The sequence below is a fragment of the Allobosea sp. 10L422 genome, assembly GCF_056395345.1.
In genome coordinates, this window is the sequence record NZ_JBFTJI010000010.1 from 57,234 (window position 1) to 75,848 (window position 18,615).

17 protein-coding genes are annotated in these 18,615 nt (G+C 66.7%); 9 read left to right on the plus strand and 8 right to left on the minus strand.

Annotation, left to right across the window (positions count from 1 at the left end):
* Positions 1-2 precede the first annotated feature (2 nt).
* The 3 genes from AC1DEZ_RS19085 (at position 3) to AC1DEZ_RS19095 (ending at position 2,075) form a co-directional block, all read left to right on the plus strand.
* Entirely contained in the window at positions 3-1,184 is a 1,182-nt protein-coding gene (locus AC1DEZ_RS19085; RefSeq protein ID WP_476780411.1) for an AGE family epimerase/isomerase, read from the plus strand.
* Positions 1,165-1,476 carry a DUF6522 family protein gene (locus tag AC1DEZ_RS19090; RefSeq protein WP_476780412.1) on the plus strand — a complete coding sequence of 104 codons (312 nt, stop codon included), beginning with the start codon at positions 1,165-1,167 and terminating at the stop codon, positions 1,474-1,476. The genes AC1DEZ_RS19085 and AC1DEZ_RS19090 overlap by 20 nt, the downstream gene beginning before the upstream one ends.
* A gap of 71 nt (positions 1,477-1,547) precedes the next feature.
* Positions 1,548-2,075: an L-2-amino-thiazoline-4-carboxylic acid hydrolase gene (locus tag AC1DEZ_RS19095; RefSeq protein ID WP_476780413.1), complete on the plus strand. Its 528-nt coding sequence runs from the start codon at positions 1,548-1,550 to the stop codon at positions 2,073-2,075.
* A 6-nt stretch (positions 2,076-2,081) separates the two neighbouring features.
* Here the strand turns inward: AC1DEZ_RS19095 and AC1DEZ_RS19100 are convergent, their stop codons facing one another.
* Positions 2,082-5,090: an aminotransferase class III-fold pyridoxal phosphate-dependent enzyme gene (locus tag AC1DEZ_RS19100; protein ID WP_476780414.1), complete on the minus strand. Its 3,009-nt coding sequence runs from the start codon at positions 5,088-5,090 to the stop codon at positions 2,082-2,084.
* A 290-nt stretch (positions 5,091-5,380) separates the two neighbouring features.
* A complete protein-coding gene (argH, locus tag AC1DEZ_RS19105) occupies positions 5,381-6,799 on the minus strand; it encodes an argininosuccinate lyase (RefSeq protein ID WP_476780415.1) in 1,419 nt (472 codons plus the stop codon).
* 150 nt (positions 6,800-6,949) lie between these two features.
* Here argH and AC1DEZ_RS19110 point away from each other — a divergent pair, with 150 nt between their 5' ends.
* From AC1DEZ_RS19110 to AC1DEZ_RS19120, 3 genes are read left to right on the plus strand one after another with little or no spacing between them, the layout of a single operon-like run.
* A complete protein-coding gene (locus AC1DEZ_RS19110; protein WP_476780416.1) occupies positions 6,950-8,065 on the plus strand; it encodes an aminotransferase class I/II-fold pyridoxal phosphate-dependent enzyme in 1,116 nt (371 codons plus the stop codon).
* Between the two features lie 10 nt (positions 8,066-8,075).
* The gene (locus AC1DEZ_RS19115) at positions 8,076-8,693 is read left to right on the plus strand and encodes a helix-turn-helix transcriptional regulator (protein WP_476780417.1); all 618 of its coding nucleotides are present in this window, start codon (positions 8,076-8,078) and stop codon (positions 8,691-8,693) included.
* Positions 8,686-9,639 (plus strand): Rossmann-fold NAD(P)-binding domain-containing protein, encoded by a 954-nt coding sequence (locus AC1DEZ_RS19120; RefSeq protein ID WP_476780418.1) that lies wholly within the window; start codon positions 8,686-8,688, stop codon positions 9,637-9,639. The genes AC1DEZ_RS19115 and AC1DEZ_RS19120 overlap by 8 nt, the downstream gene beginning before the upstream one ends.
* A gap of 121 nt (positions 9,640-9,760) precedes the next feature.
* Here the strand turns inward: AC1DEZ_RS19120 and AC1DEZ_RS19125 are convergent, their stop codons facing one another.
* The gene (locus AC1DEZ_RS19125) at positions 9,761-10,870 is read right to left on the minus strand and encodes an aminotransferase class I/II-fold pyridoxal phosphate-dependent enzyme (protein WP_476780419.1); all 1,110 of its coding nucleotides are present in this window, start codon (positions 10,868-10,870) and stop codon (positions 9,761-9,763) included.
* A gap of 334 nt (positions 10,871-11,204) precedes the next feature.
* Between AC1DEZ_RS19125 and AC1DEZ_RS19130 the strand changes: the two genes are divergently transcribed.
* Positions 11,205-11,498 (plus strand): hypothetical protein, encoded by a 294-nt coding sequence (locus AC1DEZ_RS19130; RefSeq protein ID WP_441513926.1) that lies wholly within the window; start codon positions 11,205-11,207, stop codon positions 11,496-11,498.
* Between the two features lie 61 nt (positions 11,499-11,559).
* Here AC1DEZ_RS19130 and AC1DEZ_RS19135 read toward each other — a convergent pair whose 3' ends face one another.
* The 5 genes from AC1DEZ_RS19135 to AC1DEZ_RS19155 all read right to left on the minus strand — a co-directional run bounded on the left by AC1DEZ_RS19135 (position 11,560) and on the right by AC1DEZ_RS19155 (position 16,254).
* On the minus strand, positions 11,560-12,408 hold the full coding sequence (locus AC1DEZ_RS19135) for a transporter substrate-binding domain-containing protein (RefSeq protein WP_476780420.1): 849 nt from the start codon (positions 12,406-12,408) through the stop codon (positions 11,560-11,562).
* A gap of 46 nt (positions 12,409-12,454) precedes the next feature.
* Positions 12,455-13,228, minus strand: a complete 774-nt coding sequence (locus tag AC1DEZ_RS19140) for an ABC transporter ATP-binding protein (protein WP_476780421.1) — start codon at positions 13,226-13,228, stop codon at positions 12,455-12,457.
* Positions 13,225-13,950, minus strand: a complete 726-nt coding sequence (locus AC1DEZ_RS19145; RefSeq protein WP_476780422.1) for an ABC transporter permease — start codon at positions 13,948-13,950, stop codon at positions 13,225-13,227. Before AC1DEZ_RS19145 ends, AC1DEZ_RS19140 begins: the two co-directional genes overlap by 4 nt.
* Positions 13,950-14,669: an ABC transporter permease gene (locus tag AC1DEZ_RS19150; RefSeq protein ID WP_476780423.1), complete on the minus strand. Its 720-nt coding sequence runs from the start codon at positions 14,667-14,669 to the stop codon at positions 13,950-13,952. Before AC1DEZ_RS19150 ends, AC1DEZ_RS19145 begins: the two co-directional genes overlap by 1 nt.
* A 163-nt stretch (positions 14,670-14,832) precedes the next feature.
* Positions 14,833-16,254, minus strand: coding sequence for an amidohydrolase (locus AC1DEZ_RS19155; protein ID WP_476780424.1), 1,422 nt, complete (start codon positions 16,252-16,254; stop codon positions 14,833-14,835).
* 421 nt (positions 16,255-16,675) lie between these two features.
* Here AC1DEZ_RS19155 and AC1DEZ_RS19160 point away from each other — a divergent pair, with 421 nt between their 5' ends.
* Both AC1DEZ_RS19160 and kdpA read left to right on the plus strand, forming a co-directional pair.
* The gene (locus AC1DEZ_RS19160; RefSeq protein ID WP_476780425.1) at positions 16,676-16,765 is read left to right on the plus strand and encodes a K(+)-transporting ATPase subunit F; all 90 of its coding nucleotides are present in this window, start codon (positions 16,676-16,678) and stop codon (positions 16,763-16,765) included.
* Between the two features lie 33 nt (positions 16,766-16,798).
* Entirely contained in the window at positions 16,799-18,502 is a 1,704-nt protein-coding gene (gene kdpA / locus AC1DEZ_RS19165) for a potassium-transporting ATPase subunit KdpA (RefSeq protein ID WP_476780426.1), read from the plus strand.
* Positions 18,503-18,615 lie beyond the last annotated feature (113 nt).

An 18,615-nucleotide genomic window follows, 5' to 3' on the forward strand; every position in this document is an offset into this window, starting at 1 on the left:
CGATGCTCGACCTGTCGCCTGCCGGCCTGCAGCGCTGGACTCATGAAACGCTGATCCCGGCCTGGATCGAGCGCGCGGTCGACCGCAAGGTGGGCGGCTTCGTCGAAGAGTTCACGTCGGATGGTCGGCCGGTCACCGCGCCTGATCGCAGCGCGCTGACGACGGCGCGCCTGACCTATACCTTTAGCCACGCTGCCCGACTGAGCGGAAGCCAGGCGGCGCTGGAGGCAGCGCAGTACGGCTTCTCGCTGCTGCTGAAGGCGCAGGAAGCCAACGGCTATGTGCCGAAGCGCTTCCTGCCCGATGGAGCGGCGAGCGTGCCGCGTCGCGACCTCTACGATCTCGCCTTCGTGCTGTTCGGCTGCGCGCATTATCACCGCACGACCTGCGACACAGCTGCCATTCGCCTTGCCGGGGCGACGATGGATCTCATCGAGACGGAGCTTTCTGCTCCGCTTGGCGGCTATGCCGAGGACGATCTCGGCACGCTGCCGCGCCGCCAGAATCCGCATATGCATTTGCTCGAAGCCTTCCATGCGCTTGCGGAAGCGACCGGCGACCAGCGCTGGTTCGATGCCGCCGAGGGCATCGTCCGGCTGGCGGCGGAACGCTTCATCGACGTCAGGGGTACGCTCGGCGAGTTCTTCACGCCGGACTGGCAACCCGTCGCGGGCGATGCGGGCCGGTTGCGCGAGCCCGGGCATCAGTTCGAATGGGTCTGGCTGCTGCATCACCATCATCGGCTGACCGGCTGGGAGAAGGCGCGTGCGCTTGCCGACGGGCTTTACAGCTTCGGTCTCGTGCACGGGCTCGACCGCGCGCGGGGGCTCCCGGCGCTGGTGCTCGATGGCGTTGACCCCGAGGGCGCTGTCGTCGCCTCGACGAAGCTGCTCTGGCCGCAGACCGAGTTCATCAAGGCGCTCGGCGCGCGTTTCGAATTCGCCGGGGATAAAGATGCCGGCTCGCGGCTGCCGCAGCACCTCGACCTGATGTTCCGCCATTTCGTCGATGCGCGGACCGGGCTCTGGCACAACCAGCTCGACCGTGCAGGTGGGCCCCTGCCGGTATCGCTGCCGTCCCGCGTCCTCTATCATCTCTTCCTGTCTCTGGCCGAAACGCTGCGGATCATGCCGCCGCCATCGGCCACGTCTCCGGAAGTGAGCGATGGAACAGGAGCGCGCTGAGCCGGCCGGGGCTCCGATCATCCGCGATGCCAGCGGAGCCTTCGTGCTGGATGCGGAGCGTATCGCGGCCCGCTTCGGCTGGTCGTCGGCGGAATGGCTGGAGATGCAGCGCCGCGGCCTCGTGACCAGCCGCGTCGAACGCGGCGAAGGCGAGGATCAGGGCCGCTGGCGGCTCTCGGTGCATTGCGGCAACCGGCGCTGGTTCGCGATCGTCTCCGACGACGGCACCGTGATCGAGGAGAAGCTCGACTTCCTGCCGTCGCCACCGCGCCGCGTGCTTCGGCCGAGCTGACCACCGGTTTTCCGCGACGCCCCGCATGTTCTAAACTTGCGCCGCCGCATGCAGACAGACGGAGGAAAGCGATGAGCGAGACGGAGCAACCGGCCGAGCCAGGCGATAGCCCGGTCTTCGACGGCGAGATCGGCATCCTCGCCCGCAGGCGGATCGAGGCCGGCATCGTCGCGCCGATCTATGAGGAGATGCGCGAGCGCCTGGGCGAGGAGATGGCGCAGTCGATCCTCGATCGGGCGATCCGCAAGGCGGCGATCGCGGCCGGGCAATCCTTCGCCGACAAGACGCCGGGCGGCACCAGCCTGCGCAGCTTCCAGGAATTGCAGGCGCTGTGGACGCAGGACGACGCGCTCGTCATCGAGGTGGTCAAGGCGACCGACACCGAGTTCGACTACAATGTCCATCGCTGCCGTTATGCCGAGACCTATCGCGAGATGGGGCTCGGCAAGATCGGCCACCTGCTCTCCTGCAACCGCGACGGCGTGTTCTGCACGGGCTACGACCCGCGCATCACGCTCGAACGCACGCAGACGATCATGGGCGGCGCGACCCACTGCAACTTTCGCTACACGCTGCAGCAGGAGCCGAAGGCCGGCTGAGGCGGCTCAGCGCGCCGCCTCGACCTCGCGCAGGCAGATCCTCAGCCGGTCGAGGATCATCTCGACATCATCCGCACCGACCGTCAGCGGCGGGCGAATCTTGAGGATATTGTCGGCCGGGCCTTCGCGCCCGACGAGGATGCGCATGTCGCGCAGGCGGTTCATGACATGCGCCGCCGCGTCCGTCGCGGGCTCCAGCGTCTCGCGGTCCGTGACCAGCTCCAGGCCGAGGAAGAGGCCGATGCCGCGCACGTCGCCGACGCTCGGATAGTCCGCCATCAGCGCGCGCATGCCTGCGAGCAGCTTGTCGCCCATCGCCTTGGCATTGGCCGAGAGCCCTTCCTCCTCGACGATGTCGAGCACTTCGGAGGCGATGCGGCAGGAGAGGTTCGAGCCGCCGAAGGTCGAGAAATACTCCGGTCCTTCCGCGAAGCGCTCGGCGATGGCGCGGGTGGTGATGACCGCGCCGATCGGGTGGCCGTTGCCGAGCGGCTTGCCGAGCACGACGATATCCGGCCGCACGGCCTGCTGCTCGAAGCCGAAATAATAGTCGCCGAGGCGGCCGAGCCCGGTCTGGACTTCGTCGGCGATGCAGATGCCGCCTGCGGTGCGGATGCGCTCATAGACCGCGGCGAGATAGCCGGGCGGCGGGATGATCTGGCCGCCGACGCTCGGGAAGGTCTCGGCGATGAAGCCGGCGACCTTGCCGCCGCGCTCCGCGATGGCCGTCAGCGCGCCGTCGACCTGCTCAGCGTAATGCAGCGCCCGGTCGGCATCGTCACGGCGGTAGCGGCCGCGATAATCGTCGGCGACGTCGATGAGTTGCACCCAGGGCTTGCGGCCGCCCATGTTCGGCTTGTTGAACTTGTAGGCGGAGATGTCGATCGCGCCGGTGGTGTTGCCGTGATAGCCGTGATCGGGCGTGACGATGTCGTAACCGCCGCTGGCGGCCCGCGCGAGGCGCAGCGCCAGTTCGTTCGCTTCCGAGCCGGAATTGACGAAGAAACAGACCTCCAGCTCCTGGGGGAGCTTGGCGGTGAGGCGCTCGGCCAGCGCCATCGGCGCTGGGTGCAGATAGCGCGTATTGGAGTTCATCCGCGCGAGCTGGTCCATCGCTACCTTGCGGATGCGCGGATGGGCGTGGCCGACATGGGGCACGTTGTTATAGGCGTCGAGATAGGGCCGGCCCATCGCGTCGAAGAGATGATGGCGCCAGCCGCGCAGGAAGGTGACCGGCTTCTTGTAGCTGAGCTTGAGATTGGCGCCGAAGCGAGCCTTGCGCTCGGCCAGCAGCGCGGCCTCGTCGATCGCCTGATAGGCGACGACCTCGTCGGGCAGGTTGAGCAGGGCGGCGGGGTTCGGGCAGATCGCCTGCCAGAGCGCCCAGTCGTCGGGATCGGCGACGCCCGGCCAATCATGTCCCATGCCGTCCAGCGTCAGCGCCAGCTGGAAATGCAGATGCGGCTCCCAGCCGCCATTCTCTTCGGCCGGGCCCAGCCTGGCGAAAGCCTCGCCGGCGGCGATCTCCTGGCCTTGCTTCAACTTGGCCGCGCCATCGGCGGCGAGGTGGCCGTAGAGCGTGTGGAAGACGTCGCCTGCGGGCGTGCTATGCTCGAGGATGACGACGCCGCCATAATCGAGATGGCCGTTGCGGTTCTCCGCCAGCGCGACCTTGCCGGCGAGGGGCGCACGAACCGGCTCGCCTGCCGGGCCGAACACATCGATCGCCATGTGGATGGTGCGGCGGTTCGAGGCCAGCCAGCGGCCCTTGCGGAAGGCCTTGTCGGTATAGACCAGCCGCGGCTCACCGTACTGGCCGAGCCACCACTCGGATGTGATACCGAGCCCGGTGCCGAGATTGCGGGCCTCGTCGGCACGCAGTTCGAACGGGTTCTGCGGGATCGTCGCCTCGGCGACGCCGAGCGAGCCGACCGGGAGACCGTCGAGCGGGCGGCCAAGCACGGGCGCGAAGCTGCCGCGCTGTCCGGCGATCCAGCTCGCGATGCGACCGGCAGCGTCGGTGACGGGCAGGCCGCAGGCATTGCGTAGCCGCGCGCCCATCAATTCGCCGTCGATGGCGGGGTTCTCCAGCAGGCGCCAGGCGGGGGCTTGCGAGATCGTCACATAGGGGTCGTTCGGGCGGCCCTTGGCCTCGATGGTCGAGTTCACGACACTGACCGCGAGCCGCATCCGCACGAGCGGCCAGATCAGGCCGATCTCTTCGGCGCTCAGCGGCGAGACGCCATGATAGCCGGCGATTAAAGCGGCGAGCGCGGCTTCGGGAGTCTCGTGGTCGAGAATGGCATAGGCGGCGGCGATGGCGATCTCGCAGACACGTGGACCATTGGTCATGTCGCCGAAATCGATCAGGCCGCTAATCCGGGTGGGTTCGCCGAGACGCGGCTCGACGAGGATGTTGAAGTCGTTGAGGTCGTTATGGATGGTCTGGCACGGCAGCTTGTCGAGCGCGGGCTTCAGCCCCTCGTAGGCTGCAACGATCCCCGCCACGAGCGGGCGACGCGCGCCTTCGAGAACATCGAGATGCGGCTTGATCCAAGCGGCCTCGGTCAGATCCCATTTCGCAGCATCCGGCGCGGCGGTGACCTCGAAATCACGCAGGGCGAGGTCGAGGCGCGCGGTCAGCGCGCCGAGCTCGGCGAGGACGGCGGGCGGCTGCGGCCCGGCTTCGCCCATCGGGATGCCCTGGAAGGCGCGCTGGACCCAGACCATGCGCTGCTGGCCCTGAGCATCCGGAACGTTCTGCCAGAAGCGGTTGCCCTCGGCGGGGATCAGGCGGGGCAGCGGCAGCGTGGGATCGGCGGCGAGGGCATGGCTGATCGCGGCGCATTGCTGGTCGACCAGAGCCGGCTCACCTTGCGGACGCATCGCCTTGACGATGACGTCGCCTTCGGCGGTCCTGCCGCGGAAGTTGAGATCGTATTCGCCGCCGAGTTGGCGCAGCCCGCCATCGATGCCGAACCGCTCGGCCACCCCACGCAACCAGACGTGTTCCATCTCGCCTCCCCGCGGCAGAGCTACACGGGCTCCGCGCTCATTTCTTCAGGCCCGGTCGAATCGACCGGCGCCGTCATCCATAGCCAGAAAGGCAGCCGGTTTGATCCCGCAAAGTTTGCGTGACGGCGGCTGCCGGGATGCGTGGGGCGAGGGCGATTGTCACTCCGGGGCGCGCCAAAGGCGCGAACCCGGAACCCACGACCGAGTGAGACATCCTGTGTTCGGTTGCTGGCCGCTCACCCAGTCGTGGATTCCGGGTTCTTCGCTGCGCGAAGCCCCGGAATGACAATTCAATCCTGGATCGGCTTGCTGGATAACCAACGCCCTTTCGCCCGCTCGATCGCTTCGCGCACGGTGTCGGGGGCGGTCCCGCCATAGCTGCGGCGGCTGCGGACGGAATGCTCCGGTGCCAGCACCTCGAAGACCGCGGCGCTGATCCGGGGATCGACCGAGCGCATGGCATCGAGGTCGAGTGCCTGCAGGGTGCAGCCCTTGTCCTCGGCGAGAGCAACGACGCGGGCGGTGATGTGATGGGCGTCGCGAAAGGGGATGCCGGCCTCGCGCACCAGCCAGTCGGCGAGGTCGGTCGCGGTCGGGAATCCGCGATCGAGGAAGGCACGCATGTTTCCCGGGCGCACCGTCAGGTCGCGGACCATGCCGGTGGTGGCGGCGACGCAGAGCTCGACGGTTTCGAGCGCGTCGAACATCGGCTCTTTGTCCTCCTGCATGTCCTTCATGAAGGTCATCGGCAGGCCCTTGACCGTCATCAGCAGGGCGGTGAGCGAGCCGACGACGCGGCCGGTCTTGCCGCGCACTAGCTCGGCGGCGTCAGGGTTGCGCTTTTGCGGCATGATCGAGGATCCCGTCGTGAAGGCGTCCGACAGCGCGATGAAGCGGAAGCCGTCGCTGCACCAGAGCGTGATCTCCTCGTTGATACGGGAGAGATGCACGGCGAGCATCGAGCAGCAGAACAGAAGCTCGCAGATATGATCGCGCGAGCCGACCGAATCCATCGAGTTCTCGGTCGGCCGAGCGAAGCCGAGTTCGGCAGCCGTGAACTCCCGGTCGATCGGGAAGGCGGTGCCGGCGAGCGCGGCGGCGCCGAGCGGCGAGATATTGGTGCGCTGGCGTGCGCCGGCCAGTCGTTCGCGGTCGCGCCCGAACATCTCGACATAGGCCATCAGGTGGTGGCCGAAGGTCACGGGCTGGGCGACCTGCATATGGGTGAAGCCGGGCATGATCGTTTCGGCATGCTCGCCCGCGCGCTCGATCAGCGCGCGCTGCAGGTCCTGGATCACGCCGTCCAGCCCGTCGATGGCGTCGCGCATCCAGAGGCGGACATCGGTGACGGCCTGGTCGTTGCGGCTGCGGGCGGTGTGGAGGCGCCCAGCGGGCTCGCCGATGATCTCCTTGAGACGCGCTTCCACGTTCATGTGGATGTCCTCGAGGTCGATGCTGAACTGGAGTTCGCCGCGGTCGATCTCGCCGCGGATCTGGTCGAGACCGGCCTGGATGCGCTCGTTGTCCGCGCTCGCGATGATGCCCTGGCGGGCGAGCATTGCGGCATGGGTCTTGGACGCCGCGATGTCCTGCCGGTAGAGCCGGTAGTCGAAGCCGATCGAGGGATTGATCCGGCGCATCACATCGGCCGGAGCCATGGTAAAGCGACCGCCCCACATCTTGTTGGCACCGGGTTTCTGGTCGGACATGATGGGCTCTCCGGGAGCGGCTGCGACGTCGTCGTCAAGTGATAGCAATCGAGATTTGGACTGTAAATTCCAAAATCGACCTTGACGTCCAAATGATGCCCATCATACTTGCGGGAGATGCGGCCGATCGGCCGTTGCGGGATGGGCAGCATGAAGATCGAAGAATTCAGCCTGGAGCGTATCCAGTCGCTCTACGAGAACACTGTCGAGTTCAATCTATCCGATAGCGGCGTCCATCCCTACTCGCTGAACGAATTGCTGAGCGCCGAGCAGCGCGCCAAACTGATGGAGGTCGAGCTCGGCTATGGCTGGACCAATGGCGCGGTCGAACTGCGCGAGGACATCGCCAAGCTCTACCGCAACCGGACCGCGGACGAGGTGATCGTCACCAACGGCTCGGCTGAAGCCAATTTCCTGATGGTGATGTCGCTGATCGAGCCRGGCGACGAGATCGTCGTCTTCGTGCCGAACTACCTGCAGATCTGGGGCTGGGCGCGGGCGATCGGCGCCACGGTCAAGGAAGTGAAGCTGCGCGAGGAGCTGGGCTGGACGCCCGATCTCGACGAGGTCCGCCAGGCGATCACGCCGCGCACCAAGTTGATGACGATCTGCAACCCGAACAACCCGACCGGCAGCCTGCTTTCGCGCGAGACGATGGACGCGCTTGTCGAGATTGCCCGGGCGCAGGGCTGCTACCTCCATGCCGACGAGGTCTACAAGGGCGCCGAGCTCGAAACCGACGAGCCGCCCAGCTTCGCCGATCTCTACGACAAGGCGATCATCACCAGCGGGCTCTCCAAGGCGATGGCGCTGCCGGGCCTGCGCATCGGCTGGCTGGTCGGGCCGGCCAAGGACATCTACACGGCCTGGCAGAACAAGGACTACACCTCGATCACGACGAGCGCGCTGAGCGAGCATATCGCCCGCATCGTCATCCAGCCGGCGAAGCGCGCCGAGATTCTGCAGCGAAGCAAGACCATCCTGCGGGAGAATCTCGCGTTGCTCTCGAACTGGGTGAAGGCGAATGACGAGTTCTTCTCCTTCGTGCCGCCCAAGGCCGGCGGCATGGCCTTCATCAAATACAGCCACTCGATGAACTCGACCGAGTTGGTGCATCGCTTGCGCGAGGAGCGCGGCATCATGCTGCTGCCGGGCGATGTCTACGGGATGGACGGCTATATCCGCATCGGCATCGGCGCGCCGGGGGACCACCTCTCCGCCGGGCTGGAGCGACTGAGCGACTATCTCAAGTCGCAGCCGCGCTGACGCCGCGCGCATGACGCCGGAACTCGCACCCTATCTGCCGGTCTGCGATGCGGTGGCGCTGCTGTTCCGGCCGCATGCCGAAGTCGTGCTGCACGACCTGGCGTCGCAGAGCGTCGTGCATATCGCCGGGAATTTCTCGCAGCGCGTGCTGGGCGAGCCGTCCCTGCTCCACGAGATCGGCTTCGATCCCGACGAAACGATCATCGGCCCCTACGAGAAGGTGAACTGGGACGGGCGGCGGCTGAAGTCGATCAGCATCGTGCTTTCGGCCGGAACCAAAGCGATTGGCGTGCTCTGCATCAATGTCGATGTCTCGCAGTTCCACGCGCTGATGCAGACGCTGTCCGCACTGGCGACTGTACCGGCCGGCGTGGAGAAGCCGCAGGCGCTGTTCAAGGAAGATTGGCACGAGCGGATTAACGAGTTCGTGCAGCAATGGACGCAAAGCCGTGGCCTTGCCGTGACCAGCCTTAGCCGGGCCGAGAAGCGCGAACTGGTGGCGGATCTCGCCGCCAACGGCGCCTTCGGTGGGCGCAATGCGGCCGCCTATATCTCGCGCATCCTCGGGCTCGCCCGCGCAACCGTCTACAACTACCTCAACCAGGCCAACGAGGCCCCGGATGCTTGACCTGTCGCGCGCTGAGATCGAGGCCGCCGTCGATCTCGACCGGGCCTTCATCGCGCTGGAGGAGGGGTTCAAGGCGGCTGCTGCCGGCCAGGTGCAGATGCCGCCGGTCGGTTATCTCGGCTTCCCCGCGCATCATGGCGATTGCCATATCAAGTTTGGCCATATCGCCGGCGATTCCATCTTCGTCGTGAAGATCGCGACGGGGTTCTACGACAACCCGGCCAAGGGGCTGCCGACGACGAGCGGGATGATGATCGCGCTCTCGGCCGAGACCGGCGCTGTCGTCGCCATCCTGCGGGACGAGGGCTGGCTGACCGATCTCAGGACGGCGCTGGCCGGGGCCATCGCGACGCGGGCGGGGATGCGGGCCGATGCGCGCCGGATCGGGATCGTGGGCGCCGGCACGCAGGCGCGTTTCCAGATCCGCGCTGCTGCGCATCTGCTGCGGGAGCGCGAGCCGCGCTTTGCGGTGTGGGGGCGCTCGCCTGAAAAGCTGGAGGCGTTGCGGCGCGATCTTGACGGGGAGGGGATCGTCGTCGAGACGGCGGCGGAGCTGGAAGCGCTCTGCGCACAGTCGGATGCGCTCATCACCGTGACCCCGGCCGCTGCGCCGATCATCCGCGACGACTGGGTCAAGCCGGGGACGCATATTACCGCGCTCGGAGCCGATGCGCCGGGAAAGCAGGAGCTGGACACCGCGTTGGTGGCGCTCGCCGACATCCGGATCGCGGATTCGCTAGAGCAGAGCCTCGACCATGGCGAGTTCGCCGCCGCTGCGGCTGTCGGGCTGATCGATGCAGGCGATTGCGTCGAACTGGGGGCGGTGCTGGCGGGGGACGTGCCGGCGCGGCGCTCCGACGACGACATTACCATCGCCGACCTCACGGGGATCGCGGTGCAGGACATCGCGATCACGCGGGTGGTGCTGGAGGGGATTGGGCGCTGAAGACTCGTTCCGGCCGTCATTCTCGGGCTTGATCCGAGAATCTCTGGACAGTGAGGCACGGGAGTCTTCTTCGGAGATGCTCGGGTCAAGCCCGAGCATGATGGCGAGGCGGAAAGGCTCGTCAGCCCTTGTGACGCGCCAGAAAGCGATCCATCCGCGCCAGCCCGTCCCGCAGCACCTCGGTCGGCACGCCGATGCCGATGCGGATGTGGTTCTCGATGCCGAACCAGCTTCCGGCGACGACGAAGACGCTCTCTTCCTCGCGCAGCTTCTGCGAGAAGACCTCCGAGGACATGTTGAGCGAATAGCGCAGGAAGGCCATGCCGCCGGCCTGAGGACGCCGCCATGACCAGTCGTTATGCTGCGCCATCCATTGCGCAACGAGATCGGCATTGCTGCGCAGCAAATCGCGACCGCGCGCGAGCAGGCGACCGCGCGTTTCCGGCCGCATCACCTCTTCCGCGAGGATCTGGCTGAGGATGCCGCTGCCGATGGTGGTGTAGTCCTGTCGCTCGGCCGCGGCGGAGACGACCTCCGCGGGAGCGACGATCCAGCCCAGACGGAGGCCCGGGCAGGCGAAGGATTTCGACAGGCTCGAGGTGACGAGCACCTTGGGGTAGCTGCCCCAGAGCGTCTGCGTCTCCGCGCCGTCGATCTCGCCGCCGCGGTAGATCTCGTCGACGATGAGCCAGGCGTCGTTACGCTCGGCGGCCTCGATGAGAACGGCGCGGCTCGCGGCAGAAAGCACGCTGCCGGTCGGGTTGGCCGGGTTGGTCACGGCGATGGCCTTGGCGCCGGCAGCGACCGCGGCGAGCTGCTCTGCGTCGATCTGCCAGTCGCTCTCGCCGGAGAGTTCGAGCCGGCGAATGTCGAAGCCGAGCGCGCGGCCGAGGCCGTCGATCTGCATGAAGTTAGGCAGGGCGAAGACCAGCGCGTCGCCGGGCTCGAACAGCGCCATCAACGCGATCATCGTCGCCTCGGAGGAGCCGTTGGTCACCAGCACATTGGCGGCGGTGGCGCCCGGATACCAGGAGGCGATGTTGGCGCGCAGGTCCGGCCGGCCGTCGGTCCAGCCATAGCCGAGAGGCTGCTTGAGCAGGTCGCGCGCCGCCTGTTCGCCCAGAATATCCTCGATCGCCCAGGGATGGACGCCGCTTTCGGTCAGATTGATCTCGACGTCGTTCTCGAAGAGCGTCTGATTCCGCTCCATCTGGAAAATGTCGAACTTCACGGGAGCCTCCGGCAATGCCGCACCGAGCCCCGCTATCGTAGGGCAGCGCGTTTGCCTGATCTGTGAGGCCGGGCGGCCGAGGGGTCAAGTCAAATTTGGACAATAAGTCCAATTTGGACTTGTTGTTTATTTACTCCGTGTTGCGGCGTCGGTTAGCGACCGGCCTGCACCGCCAGGGCCCGCAGCAGCGTCGAAGCCGGGTTCGATATCCTCGCCTATGCTCGGCTCGTTGTTTTTGTGGGTGATGCCGTTCTTGCGGCGGGTGTTCAGGGCATGGCCGCAATTCCGCCCGCCTTGTGGGGAACCTCGCCGCCCCCATATCCGTTGCGCCGCCATGCTCGAATCGATGATGCCCGCCCAGAACTTCCGCTTTCCCGGTGTCCTGAATTCCCAGGAGCTTCTCGTCGCAGAAGCCGTGCTCGCCAGAGCCTGGGCCGCGCTGGACTATGACGCGCGCACGGATGCGGAGCTTGAAGCGGAAGCGCGCGATCGTCTCGGGCGCATCATCCTGCAGGCGATGTCGCGCGGGCCGGGTTCGATTTCCGATCTTTCGGCCGCGGCCGTCGCCGAGTTCAAGGCGACCAAGCCGGCGATGCGCATCGAGATCGCCGGGCGGCAGGACGGCTGAGGCTCACTCAAAAAAGATCTGCGCGATCGCCGCATCGGACGATCGCGCAGGATAAGGCGCTTCAGCGCACCGTGACGTCGAAGCCGAAATACTTCTCGCCCAGCGTCTTGATGGTGCCGTCGGCATTGGCTTCGGCAATCGCCTTGTCGAACTTGGCCTTGAGTTCGGTGTCGCTCTTGCGCAGGCCGATGGCGCTGCCCTTGCCGACGATGCCGCCCTGGAAGCGCGGGCCGACCACGACCATGTCCTCGTTGCCCGCCTTCTTCGAGACGGTGGAGAGATAGGCCATCGAGGCCATGATCAGGTCGACGCGGCCGGCGGCGAGGTCGAGGTCGTGCTGCTCGGTGGTCTTGTACTCGCGGATCTCGACGAGCCCCTTGAAGTACTTCTCGAGGAAGGCGCCGTTGATCGTCGAGGTCTGCACGCCGATGATCTTGCCCTTGAGCAGGGGCTTCAGCTTCTCGATCTCGGCGAGCGCGCCGGCCTCGTCATTGCCCAGATGGAAGACCTTGCCGGTGTCCGGCAGGTCGGCGAGCGGGCTGCCCTTGATGACGGCGAAGGTCTGGCCGGTTGAGCCGTAGGGGGTCGAGAAGAGGATTGCCTCCTCGCGCTTCGGGGTGACCGACATCCCGGCCATGATCGCGTCGAACTTGCCGGCATTGAGGGCCGGGATCATGCCGTCGAAGGCCTGGGCCTCGATCGAGCAGTCGAGGTTCGCGCGCTTGCAGAGGTCCTTGTAGAGGTCGATCTCGAAGCCGGCGAGAGTGCCGTTGGCCTCGGTCCAGTTCCACGGACGGAAGGCGCCTTCGGTGGCGATGCGCACCTTCTGCGGCGCCTGGGCGAGGACGGGCGCGGCGAATGCGGTGGCGCCGAGCGCGGCGAGCGCGAACAGCTTTGCGATGGTCTTCATGGTCTCTTCCCTGATGATGCGGCCACGAGCGGCGCGCGGCTGAAGTTCAGCCCGCCAGAAACTGGCGGAAGCGTTCGGAACGGCTGGCGGTGAAGACCTGCTGCGGCGGGCCTTCCTCCTCGATCACCCCCTTGTGCAGGAACACGACCTTGCTGGAGACGTCGCGGGCGAAGCCCATCTCATGCGTCACGACCAGCATAGTGCGGCCTTCCTCGGCGAGCGAGCGCATCACGCGCAGCACTTCGCCGACGAGTTCGGGGTCGAGCGCCGAAGTCGGCTCGTCGAAGAGCATGACCTTCGGGCGCTGGGCGAGCGCGCGGGCGATGGCCGCGCGCTGCTGCTGGCCGCCGGAGAGATGCGCCGGATAGTGGTTGCGCTTGTCGGCGATGCCGACGCGGGCGAGCAGCGCCTCGGCTTCCTCGATGCATTCGGCGCGCGGACGGCCCTGCACATGGATGGGCGCCTCGATGACGTTCTCCAGTACCGTCATGTGCGACCAGAGATTGAAGTTCTGGAAGACCATACCGAGCTCGGTCCGGATTCGGTCGACCTGGCGCGGATCGGCCGGTCTCGTGCCGTTCGCCGTCTGCTGCAGGCGGATCGTCTCGCCGGCGACGGTGACGTCGCCGCTATCGGGCACCTCCAGCATGTTGATGCAGCGGAGCATGGTCGATTTGCCCGAGCCCGACGAGCCGAGGATCGAGACGACGTCGCCCTCGCGCGCCTCCAGCGAGATGCCCTTCAGCACTTCGAGCGAGCCGAAAGTCTTGCGCAGATTGGTGACGGAGACGGCCAGCGGGCGTTCTGAGGCGGCGCTCATGCGGAAGCTCCGGATTCGATGGTCGGGGCGGCGCCGGGGGCGGGGCGCAGATGCGGCGTCAGCCGGTATTCGGCGTATTGGACGAGCCGCGTCACGACGAAGTTGATGACGAGGTAGATCGCGCCGGCGACGATGAAGACCTCGATGGCGCGGTAGGTTTCCGAGATCAGCTTGGCGGCGAGCCCGGTAATCTCCATCAGCGTGATGATCGAGGCGAGCGAGGTCGCCTTGATCATCAGGATGAGTTCGTTGCCATAGCCCGGCAGGGCCTGGCGGATGGCGAGCGGCAGCACGATGCGGCGGAACATCAGGAAGCGCGTCATGCCGGCGGCACGGGCCGCCTCGATCTGCCCGGCTGGCACCGCCTGGAGCCCGCCGCGGAAGATCTCGCTGGCATAGGCAGCCGTGTTGAGCGAGAGCGCCAGCAGCGCGCACCAATAGGGATCGCGCAGCAAGGGCCAGGCAAAGCTGGCGCGGACCTCGCGGAACTGGCTCAGCCCGTAATAGATGATGAAGATCTGCACGAGCAGCGGCGTCGAGCGGAAGATGAAGACGTAGAAGCGCGCGAACCATTCCAACGGCGCGATGCCGGACATTCGCAGCCACGCCAGCAGCAGTGCCAGCACCGAGCCGCAGGCGACCGAGGAGAGCGCGAGCTTCAGCGTCAGTGGGATGCCGCCGATCAGCGTCAGCAGCGTCTCATACATGAAGGCGAAATCCATCACGCCCTCCGGAGGCCACGCGTGAAGCGCGTTTCGGCCGCGCGCAGCCCCCAGCCCGACACCGAGGAGATGACGAGGTAGAGGATCGCGGCGATGAAGAAGAAGGTGAAGGGCTGGCGGGTCGAGCCCGCGCCGATCTGGGCCTGGCGGAGGATCTCGACCAGGCCGGTGACCGAGATCAGCGCCGTTTCCTTCAGCACGAGCTGCCAGACATTGCCGAGGCCGGGCAGGGCATAGCGCAGCACCAGCGGGGCGATGATGCGCCTGAGCCTCAGAAACGGGCTCATGCCGCAGGCGATGGCGGCCTCGATCTCGCCGCGCGAGACGGCGCGGTACGCGCCTCGGAAGACCTCGGTGTGATAGGCGCCGGAGACGAAGCCGATGGCGAGTGCGCCGGCCAGGAAGCCGGGCAGGCTGATGAAGCCGGTCGCGCCGAAGAGACGGCCGAGCGGGGTCAGCACCGCGCTCGAGCCGAAATAGAACAGGTAGATCACCAGCAGGTCGGGGATGCCGCGCAGCACGGTGGTGTAGCCGTCGGCGAGGCGGCGCGTGACCGGGCCGCCGGAGAGCTTGGCCCAGGCGCCGAGCGCACCGATGATGGCGCCGAGCGCAAAGCCGCAGATTGCGACGGCGATCGTCATGCCGGTGGCGGCCAGCAGGGCGGGGCCCCAGCCATTGGCGCCGAAGCCGATGATCTCGAAGAAGCCAGGCTGGTTCATCGGCCCCTGCTTTCGACAAAAAGAAAGCCGCCGGATGGGAGGGGCAGGAAGCCCCGCCCATCCGAGCGGTGTGACGAGGCGCTTGTTTCCCGCAGCAGAGCGAATGCGCAAGTCATCGAGCGGATTTGCTCACATGCATCGCGCATTTCCGTTGGGAACAGCGTCAATGTGCCGCCATGTCGAGCGGCGGCTCGACATCGTCGGTGATCGGGTTGGCGAAGGGGTTCTTGGCGCGGAACGCCGCGAAATCGTCCTTCGCCGCCTTGAGCAAGGCGGGGTCGTTCAGCACATCGGCGGCGACGCCGGCCATGGCCTTGGCGGCGAGCGCCAGGCCCTTATGCGCGGCGGGCGCGAGGCCCTGCGCGACGAGCTGCCAGGAATGGCCGGGCGTGCCGACCGCATAGCATGCGGTTCGGCACTGCACGGTCGGAACGACCCAGCTCACCGTGCCGACATCGGTGGAGCCGACCGAAGTGTCGTTGCCGGCGCCGAGCGGGTAGATCTCGTCGCTCAGAGCCTCACCGTCCTTCGGCTCAAGGTCGAAGCGGCCATAGGCGGCGGCGATGTCCTGCGCGCTCAACGTCTTCTGGAAGTTGGCGGCGAAGGCGTGGTCGGCGGCATCGAAGCCGGGACCGCCGAGCGCCTCGAGATTGGCCTGCATCGCTTCCTCAAGCGGGCGGTTGCCGACGAGGTTGGCATCGCCCGACAGCTGCTTGATCGCCACGGTGGTCTCGCTCATCAGCGCGGCGCCCTCGGCGATCTTCTTCACGCGGGCGACGAGCTCCCACATCTCGGCGAGCGTCGCTGCGCGGATCAACTGGCGCGTGGTCGCCGTGGCCTGGACGACGTTGGGGGCGATGCCGCCAGCATTGATGATGGCGTAGTGGACGCGCGCCGTCGAAGGCATGTGTTCGCGCATGTAGTTGACGCCGATATGCATCAGCTCGACCGCGTCGAGCGCCGAGCGGCCGAGATGCGGCGCCGCGGCGGCATGCGAGGCGCGGCCGCTGAAGGTGAACTCGATCTCGACGCAGGCGAGCGAGAAGGGCCGGTTGACGCCGTTGAACGAGGCCGGGTGCCAGCACAGCGCGATATCGACATCGTCGAAGGCGCCGGCGCGCACCATGAAGCCCTTGGCCGAGCCGCCTTCCTCCGCCGGGCAGCCATAATAGCGCACGCGACCCTTGATGCCGTTGGCGGCGAGGTAGTCCTTCACCGCCGTGGCGGCGAGGAGGGAGGCCGAGCCCAGCATGTTGTGGCCGCAGCCATGGCCGTTGCCGCCCTTCTCGACCGGTGTCTCGCTGGCGATGCCGGCTTCCTGGCTCAGCCCGGGCAGTGCGTCGAACTCGCCCATGATCGCGATGACCGGGCCGTCTTCGCCAGCCTCGCCGACCACGGCCGTGGGCAGGCCGGCGACGCCGGTGGTGACGCGGAAACCCTCGCGCTCCAGCATGGTCCGATGCTCGGCGGCCGAGCGAACCTCCTGATAGTTCAGCTCGGGCATGTGCCAGATGCGGTCGGAGAGCTCGAAATAGGCCGGGGCCTTGTCGTCGACCAGACGCCAAACGTCCTTGCTGTTGCTCATGGAAGGCTTCCTCCTGCACGGGCCGTTCTGCCCGAATTCGCGCCAGCTTCTGGCACGGCGTGCATGTGGCTCACAAGCGGTCCGGCGAGAGGGTTTCCCTGCGTTCGCGGCAGGGCAGACTGCTTTTCGCGGCTCCGGCGTTTGATATTCGCGCCGCGGGCGGTCGGAAAATTCCTATAAAATCTTTATTTCCGCGCCTGCCTCCTTCTCTCGAACGGCTATGGCCTCGGCGCGATATTCGCCCCGAACGGCCGGTCCCGCCCCAATGGAACCGGTGCTCGCTGCCGGGCGGTCGGTCCGGCAGCCCAGACCGTCGGGGTTATTCGATGATGGACACCATCGTACTCGCCATCGGGCTCGTCTTCTTCGGGCTCTCCTTCGCCTATGTCGCCGCCTGCGACGCGCTCTAGGGGAGGCCGGGATGCTTCTGGATTACGCCCTGGGCGGAGCGGTGACGCTGTTCCTGCTCGCCTACCTCACCTACGCGCTGATCCGCCCCGAGCGGTTCTGACGGCGGCGGCCCCTCAGATTCGGAACCTCATCCATGACCCTCAACGGATGGATCCAGATCCTGCTCTACTGCGGGATCGTCCTTGCCCTCGTCAGGCCGCTCGGCGGCTACATGACGCGCGTCTTCGCAGGCGAGCGCACGCTGCTTTCGCCGATCCTGCACCCGGTCGAGCGGCTGCTCTACGGCGCCGCCGGCACGTATGAGAAAGAGGAGCAGCACTGGACGGCCTATGTCGCCGCGATGCTGCTGTTCAACCTCGCGGGCTTCCTCGTGCTCTACGGGATGCAGCGGCTGCAGGGCGCGTTGCCCTTGAACCCGGCAGGGATGGGCGCGGTGCCGGCCGATCTCGCCTTCAACACGGCAGCGAGCTTCGTGACCAACACCAACTGGCAGAACTATGCCGGCGAAAGCACGATGTCCTACTTCACCCAGATGGCGGGGCTGGCGGTGCAGAACTTCGTCTCGGCCGCGACCGGCATCGCGATCGCGGTCGCCGTAATCCGCGGCTTCGCGCGCCGCTCGGTCTGGACGATCGGCAATTTCTGGGCTGATCTCGTGCGCGCGACGCTCTATGTCCTGCTGCCGATCTGCGTGATCGGAACGCTCGTCCTCGTCTGGCAGGGCGTGCCGCAGAACCTGAACCCCTACACCGCCGCCACGACGCTGGAAGGCGCGCAGCAGATCATCGCGCAGGGGCCGGTCGCCTCGCAGATGATGATCAAGCATCTCGGCACCAATGGCGGCGGCTTCTTCAATGCCAATGCGGCCCATCCCTTCGAGAATCCGACGGCCTTCACCAACCTGATCCATATGGTCGCGATCTTCGCGATCGGGGCGGCCCTGACCAATGTCTTCGGCCGCATGGTCGGCAACGAGAAGCAGGGCTGGGCGATCCTGGCGGTGATGGGCCTGCTGTTCGTGGCGGGCGTGGTCGTCTGCTACTGGGCGGAGGCGGCCGGCAATCCGCTCGTCCAGGCGCTCGGACTCGACGGCGGCAATATGGAAGGCAAGGAGGCGCGCTTCGGCATCAGCCTCTCGGCGCTGTTCGCTGTCATCACCACGGCCGCCTCCTGCGGCGCGGTCAATGCGATGCATGACAGCCTGATGCCGCTCGGCGGGATGATCCCGCTGATCAACATGATGCTCGGCGAGATCATCGTGGGCGGCGTCGGCGCCGGCTTCTACGGCATTATCCTCTTCGTCGTCATCGCCGTCTTCGTCGCCGGGCTGATGGTCGGGCGCACGCCGGAATATCTCGGCAAGAAGATCGAGGCGAAGGAGGTCAAGATGGCGATGCTCGCCGTGCTCTGCCTGCCGCTCGCCATGCTCGGCTTCACCGCCGTCGCCATCGTGCTGCCGGACGCCGTCGGCTCGATCGCCAATGCCGGCCCGCACGGCTTCTCCGAGGTGCTCTATGCCTATACCTCGGCGGCTGCGAACAACGGCTCGGCCTTCGCCGGGCTCTCCGGCAACACGGTCTGGTACAATCTGACGATCGGCGTGGCCATGCTGATGGGGCGCTTCCTCGTCATCATCCCGGCGCTGGCGCTGGCCGGCTCGGTCGCGGCCAAGAAGACCGTGCCGGAATCGGCCGGCACCTTCCCGACCCATGGGCCGCTCTTCATCGGGCTGCTCACCGGCGTGATCATCATCGTCGGCGGCCTGACCTTCTTCCCGGCGCTCGCGCTCGGCCCGATCGTCGAGCATCTCGCGATGCTGGCCGGCCAGAGCTTCTGAGGAGGGTGTCATGCGCACCGAAACGGGACCTCGCCCTTCCACCCTCATCTGCGGAGCGACGATCGCGGTTCTCCTGATCGCCATCGTCTTCCAGGCCCTTTCTTTCCTGCTTG